This is a genomic window from Thioalkalivibrio sp. (assembly GCF_041690275.1).
Classification (GTDB): domain Bacteria; phylum Pseudomonadota; class Gammaproteobacteria; order Ectothiorhodospirales; family Ectothiorhodospiraceae; genus Thioalkalivibrio.
Genome location: NZ_JAWLHP010000070.1, coordinates 2,682 through 9,163, shown reverse-complemented (window position 1 = coordinate 9,163; position 6,482 = coordinate 2,682). Strand labels below are relative to the sequence as shown.

General features: G+C 69.8%; 4 protein-coding genes. All 4 read left to right on the top strand.

Features of this window, described 5'->3' with window-relative positions; genetic code table 11:
• Positions 1–291: 291 nt before the first annotated feature.
• The 4 genes from ACESMN_RS11905 to ACESMN_RS11890 are packed head-to-tail and all read left to right on the top strand — an operon-like array spanning position 292 to position 6,409.
• A complete protein-coding gene (locus ACESMN_RS11905) occupies positions 292–2,652 on the top strand; it encodes a GumC family protein (protein WP_373053822.1) in 2,361 nt (786 codons plus the stop codon).
• 15 nt (positions 2,653–2,667) lie between these two features.
• Positions 2,668–3,918 carry a hypothetical protein gene (locus ACESMN_RS11900; RefSeq protein ID WP_373053821.1) on the top strand — a complete coding sequence of 417 codons (1,251 nt, stop codon included), beginning with the start codon at positions 2,668–2,670 and terminating at the stop codon, positions 3,916–3,918.
• Between the two features lie 6 nt (positions 3,919–3,924).
• A complete protein-coding gene (locus ACESMN_RS11895; protein WP_373053820.1) occupies positions 3,925–5,052 on the top strand; it encodes a DUF4440 domain-containing protein in 1,128 nt (375 codons plus the stop codon).
• Positions 5,033–6,409, top strand: a complete 1,377-nt coding sequence (locus ACESMN_RS11890) for an O-antigen ligase family protein (RefSeq protein WP_373053819.1) — start codon at positions 5,033–5,035, stop codon at positions 6,407–6,409. The genes ACESMN_RS11895 and ACESMN_RS11890 overlap by 20 nt, the downstream gene beginning before the upstream one ends.
• Positions 6,410–6,482 lie beyond the last annotated feature (73 nt).

The following is a 6,482-nucleotide window of genomic DNA, read 5'->3' as shown; positions in this document are numbered from 1 at the left end:
CCCCTGAGTGGATCAAAGGGGACGGACGACCACAGGGGGCTGAGCCAAGGGGGTGGGACCGGGTTCGGCCCCCTTGAGGCTCCTGAACGAGAGAGGGCTGCGGATGCGTAGTGTCCGCGGGAGAAGCAATATCAATCACTGGCTTGCATCACCGGATGAGCGGCGTCTTCCCGGCAAGTCCCGCGTGATTTGCTGCGCGTGCTCGGATCGTCGGTCCCCGGTCCCTTCATGTCCCGGGGGACTTGTGCCTGTACGCAGGAACCGCAGCCCGGGCAGCAACTGAGAACACCGATGGCCTCAGGCGACGAGCGCGACGCGAAGACCCACCCCCTCCGGGCCGTCCCGGGCGGCGACGGCCCGATGATTCCGTACGAACCGGCGCGGACGGCGCCCCCGATTCCGCCCGACGATGACGACAGCATCGACCTGCGCGAGTACTGGAAGATCCTGGTCAAGCGCAAGTGGCTGATCATTGCCCTGCTGGCCATCGTCGTCACCGCGACCTTCATGGTCACCAAGCTGCAGGTGCCCGAGTACCGCGCCACCGCGCTGGTGCTGATCGAGCCGGAGGCGGCCCAGGTCCTTGCCTTTGCGGATCTCGAGCAGACCTCCGGCAGGGGTTCCGCGGAATACCGAGCCAGTCAGTACGAGATCCTGCGCAGCCGCGCGCTGGCAACGGCGGTGGTGGAGGCCGAGCAGTTGCAGGATCACCCCGAGCTCACCGGTGAGATGCGACAGCGCAGTCTGACCGGCGAACTGCGGGCACTCACGGGTTTGCTGCTGTCCAGCGTCTTTCCGGCCTCGGAACGTGGCGGCGAGGCAGAATCCGGGGCGGAGCGTTCCGGGCGTGACGCAACCTTTGCTGCTGCAAGCCGGCTGCAGCGCCTGATCGAGATCGAACCCGTGCGCAACACCCACGTGGTGCGGGTCAGGGCTGTCAGCTTCGATCCCGAATTCTCCGCACGCCTGGCGAACGCGGTGGTACGCGAATACATCGATACCTCCATGCAGCGCCGCTTCGATTCCGGCACCCAGGCGCGGCGCTTCCTCGAGGGGCAGCTCGACGAGATGCGCATCGCGCTGGAGCGCTCGGACCGGGCGCTGGCCCAGTTCGCCCGCGAGGCGCGGGTATCCGATCTCGAAGCCAATATCGAACTGACCCGCGAAGGGCTGCGCAGCAACACCGAGCGGTTGGAGGAGGTGCGGCGCGAACGGCTGCGGCTCGAGGGCTGGGACCAACTGGCACGGCAGGGGCAAGTGGAGCACCTGGAGCCGGTGGCGGGCAACGAACGACTGACCGAGCTTCAGGCCCGGCTGCAGGACGCCCGGATCGAGTACCGCAACCTCTCCGAGCAGTACACCGACAGCTTCCCGATGATGGCGGAGAGAGGCCGGGAGGTCGAGGCCCTGCGCGAGGAGGTGTCGGCGGAGCAGGCCCGGGTGGTGGGCAGCATCTCCGGACGGCTCGAATCCCTGCGCGCCGAGGAGGCCTCCCTGGAGGGGGCGATCGAGCGTCGCGAGGAGCAGTTGATGGCGCTCAGCGAGCGCAGCGTCCAGTACAACATCCTGCGCCGCGAGTACGAGACCAACCGGGAACTCCACGATGCCCTGCTGCAGCGGATGAAGGAAGTCGGCGTGGCTGCGGGGGTGCAGAAGTCCAACATCTCGGTCATCGACGAGGCGAGTGTACCGGGGGGCGCGTTCCGGCCGGTGCTGCAGAAGAACCTGGCCATCGCGTCGATGCTCGGCCTGATGATCGGGATCGGGCTCGCGCTGCTGCTCGAGTTCCTCGACAGCACCATCCGCCGCACCGAGGACATCGAGCGCCTGGTGGACCGTCCGGTGCTGGGGCTGATTCCGCTGGTGCGCGCGCGCGGCAAGCGGGCGAACGCGACGAAGGGGAGGCCCGACCGGGCGCTCTCCCACTACAGCGTCACGCAACCCAAGTCGGCCGTCTCGGAGGCCTTCCGCTCCCTGCGCACCAGCCTGATGTTCTCGACGCCGGACGGCATGCCCGGGGTTCTCCTGTTCACCAGCTCCTCGCAGGGGGAGGGCAAGAGCACGTCCGCGATCAACCTCGCGACCGTGCTCGCGCAGAACGGCGCCTCGGTGCTGCTGATCGATGCCGACCTGCGCCGGCCCACGCTGCACCGCGATTTCGGAATTCCGCGCGCGCCGGGGCTGACCGACAGCATCTCGCAGGTCAGCCGCGGACAGCAGCCGGAGCATCCGTTGATTCACGGTACCGATCTCGAGGGGCTGTCCGTGATGCCCGCCGGACATGCCACGCCGAGCCCGGCCGAACTGCTCAGTTCCCGTCAGCTTGCGAAGGTGATCAACGACTGCCGCCGGATCTTCGATCACGTGATCGTGGACGCGCCGCCGATCCTCGGGCTCGCCGACGCGGTGGTGGCATCGCGCATGGTGGACGGCGTCGTGCTGGTCGCCGCGGCGGGCCAGACCGGCAAGGAGAACTTCCGTGTCTCGGTGCAGCGCCTGCGCCAGGTTCAGGCGCCGCTGATCGGGGTGGTGCTGAACCGGGTCGACCTCGAGAGCCCGGAATACTCCTACTACTCGGCCTATTACTACAACTACGAGCCGGACAAGAGCCACCGGGAGCCGGAAGAAGTTCCGCACCGCAAGGCCTCCTGATCGGTCGGCCGCTACGTGGTCCCGGTCCCTCTCGTGCTGCGCTGGCTGGTGCTCCCTCTGGCCGGCGTTGCCGCCCTGGGCGTGGCGCTCGTGGAATACCAGACCCTGCGCAGCCTCCAGTGGGAGCGCCCCGCGGAGACTCTCTCGGAACTCGTGGTGCGCCAGCCCTGGGGCGGACTCAGCGGCCAGGCGCTGGCGTCGACGCTCGATGACACCCTGGGGCTGGAGCCCGACGCGGCGGAGTCCGTGCTCGCCTGGCAGCTGCAGCGCTACCCGCTTGCTCCCTCCCGCTGGTTCAGCCGTGCGCTGAACGCCCATTACGCCGGCGCGTGCCCAACGCGGGTTCTCGAGCATCTGCAGGCCGCCCTGGCGGTGCAGCCGGCGCAGCCGGCGGTGAAATGGGAGGCGGTGTCCCTGAGTGTCGATCTCGGCCGCTACGACCTGGCGGAGCGATACCTCCGGGACTGGCTGCGGGAACAGCCCGCCCACCGGACCCGGGAGGCCCTGACCGCGGCCTATTTCTGGATTCCCGATGCCGCCGAGCTGATCGAGCGGATCCTGCCCGCCGAGGAGGAATATCTGCTCGCGGCCCTCGACTTTGCGCGCCGTGTGGTCTGGCTGGACCTGGCCGAGCAGGCCTGGCGGCGGTTGCCGCACCCGCGGCCGCCGGATGATCCGGCCCTGTTCGATTTCGTGGACGTTGCCCTCGATGAGGGAGAGCTCGACCGCGCGATGGCCGCCTGGCAGGCCAGCCTTCCCGACGACCGTCCCGGTGCCGTTCCCAACGCGGACTTCCAGCGCGAACTGGGTCCGGGACGCGGATTCACCTGGCGGACCCGGCTGCCGGCCGGCGCGCGGGTGAGCCGCGACGAGGCGGAATTCGTCACCGCTCCGGCCAGCCTGCGCCTCGATTTTGATGGCCGGGAGAACCTCCGGGTGAGCGGGCTGGGACTGCGGATACCGACGCCGCCGGGGGCGAACCGCTGGATCCTCACCGGCCAGTGGCGCGCCGAGGGCCTGACGACCGCGAGCCTCCCGTATCTCCTGCTCTCCGGCGAGGATGGCCGCGATCGGCTCGATGTCCCGGCGACGAGCTTCGACTGGACCCCGTTCGCGCTCGATGTCGAGACCTCGGGAGACGGTGCGCTCCTGCAGCTGCAGATCCGCCGCGACCCGACCCGCCGCGACTTCGACCGCTTCCTTTCCGGCCAGCTCTGGCTGGATGCGCTGCGGCTCGAGCCGGTGACCGCACCCGCGACGGACTGACTTCGGATGGAACTCGACGGGAACGACCTGCGCGATCTCGCCCTGAGCCTGCGCCTGGTCGAGGTCGAGCGCCTGAACGAGGCGGAGCTGCGCGCGGTTCTCGCGTGGGTCAGTGGCCGCGGCGGGGCGGAGGGTGGCCTCACGCCGCTGCTGGGACCACCCGGGGCCGAGCCCTTCCTGCTGGAGCAGGTCTACTGGCAGCTGGACCGCTTCCTGTTCGCGGAAGACGAGCTGCGCGAAGCGGCGGCGGGGTTGGGCGGGGACGTGGTCCAGCGCCGCATCCAGTACCGGCGCCTGCTGGCGGCCTTCCACCCGGATCGTTCCGAGGCGCTCGCGGGCTGGCTCACGCCGCGGTTCCAGGCGGTGCAACGCTCGTACCGGCGGTTTCGCGAGGCCCCGGAAAAACGCTTCGCGCCGCAGCCGAGGCTGGGCCACTCGGGAGGACAGCCCCGATGGTGGGGGCGCAGGATCGGCCTGGGTGCCGGCCTGAGGATGCTGGTACAGAACCAGTTGCAAGGGGTGCGGCACCTGGAGGCGAAGCTGGTCGGCCTGGCGGCGATTCTGGCGCTGGCCGTCGTGGCCCAGGTCTACATTGCCCAGGCGCCGAATCGCTGGGCGCAGGCCGAGCAGCGGGAGGCGCAGGGGCAGGGTGCGGCCCTCGACGCGGTTTCCGAGGCCGCAACCAACAGGCCCGAACGGCCCGCGGCCCCCGGTAGCGACGCGGCCGATGGACGGGCGCCGGAGCGCGGATCCGCCGATGCCATCGATCCGGCATCCGGCCACGATGCACCGGAGCAGGTCACCGACGTGATCCGCCAGTACCAGCTCGCCTTCGCGGAGGGCGACATCCAGACGCTGATGCGCCTGCTGAGCGATCAGCCGCGCGAGAACGCCGACCAGGGACGGGACTGGTTCCGCAGAACCTATACCCGTATCTTCGGCCGCTCCGACCTGCGCAGCCTGCAGGTCGACATGGAGATGGCAGAGCCGGATGGCGACGCCTGGATCGTGTCGGGTCGATTCGATCTGGAGATTCACTACCCCGGCGGGCGCCAGGTCGCGATGAGCGGACCGATCCGTTACCGGCTGATCCCGCAGAACCAGGAGTGGCACATTGCCGGCATCGATTACTGAAGACATTCCCGAGCCGCGCAGGCGACGCCGGAGCGAGACACCCGCGGGGCTCGGGACCCATGCCGCGACCCTGGTCCTGGTGGCGGTGGCCCTGGCACTGCCGCTGATGATGGGCAACCGCACGCCGCTGACGCTCACCGCGAGCCAGTTGCTGCTGGTGGGCGGGGCCCTGCTGGCAGGCCTGCTCGCGACGCTGCCCCTGCGCGGCGCGCTGCCACCGCCGAACCGGGCCTGGCTGGCCTTCGGCGCCGTCTTCACCGGCACCGTGCTGCTACAGGTGCTGCCGCTGCCACCGCTGGCCGCTGCCTTCGGCCCCTACCCGGAGGGCCTTCTCGACCACCCGGAATTCTCGGCCCGGCACTGGTCGCCGGACATCGGTGCCAGCCTGCGCGGCTGGGCGACCTTCGTGGCCCTGTTCACGATCGCCTGGGTCGCCTGCGGCCTGCGCGCATCGCAGCGCAACTGGATCTGGCTGGCGCTGGTGGCGATGGCGTTGTTCCAGGCGATGTACGGCGTCACGGCGCACGCCGCCGGGGTCGACAACATCCTGGGCATCTGGGGCCGCCACAACCCGGACTTCGTGCACGGGACCTTCAGCAACCGCAACCTCTTCGCCGCGTACCTCGCGCTGCTGTGGCCGCTGGGCGTGGCCGTATGGTGGATCCGGGGCATGCCGCTGCTGGGGCGGCTGCCCCGGGAGCTCAAGGCGGCGGGCAGCATCATGACGGCCGCGGTGCTCGGCGCCGCCCTGTTTGCCAGCGCCTCGAGGCTCGGGAGTGCGGCGGCCGTGGTCGGGGTGCTGGTCGGGCTGGTGCTGTGGTCCCGGCACAGTCACGTACTGCGCGGCCACTCGGTGTGGCCGGTCTATGTCGCGGTGGTGGCGGCCGTGCTCGCGGCCGCCTGGTACGGTCTGATGCCGCTCGCGGAGCGCCTGGTGGCCACGGATCTCGAGGAGAGCCGCCTGGAGGTCTTTGTGTTGATGGTGCAGGAGTTTCCCGCCCGCTGGTATCTCCACGGCATCGGCCTCGGGGGCTTCGAGGCCGCGTTCAAGCAGATTCAGCCCGCTCACATCAGTGGCTGGTACGATTACGCGCACAACGATCTGCTGCAGTGGCTGCTCGAGATGGGCCTGGTCGGGGGTGCCCTGCTGCTGGTGGTCATCATCGGTCTGCTCAGGTCCGCATACCTCAGCACCGAGCGCGTCGCGCTCTACGCCGGCCTCGCGGCACTGGCGCTGGTGAGCCTCGGCGACTTCAGCTGGCACATCCCGGCCACGCAGGTCGTCCTTGCGATCTATCTCGGCGTACTCCTGCACGACCGGCGCCGCCGGCGCCGCCGGCACACCCCACCCTCGTAGGAGCGGCTTCCAGCCGCGATAACCCGAACTCTCCCCTCTCGCGCTTGCGAACACGCCTCCCAGCCGCGCCCGC

Excerpts from the sequence above, each read along its gene's own strand:
- ACESMN_RS11905 (WP_373053822.1), top strand. The coding sequence starts at position 292 with ATGGCCTCAGGCGACGAGCGCGACGCGAAGACCCACCCCCTCCGGGCC.
- ACESMN_RS11895 (WP_373053820.1), top strand. The coding sequence starts at position 3,925 with ATGGAACTCGACGGGAACGACCTGCGCGATCTCGCCCTGAGCCTGCGC.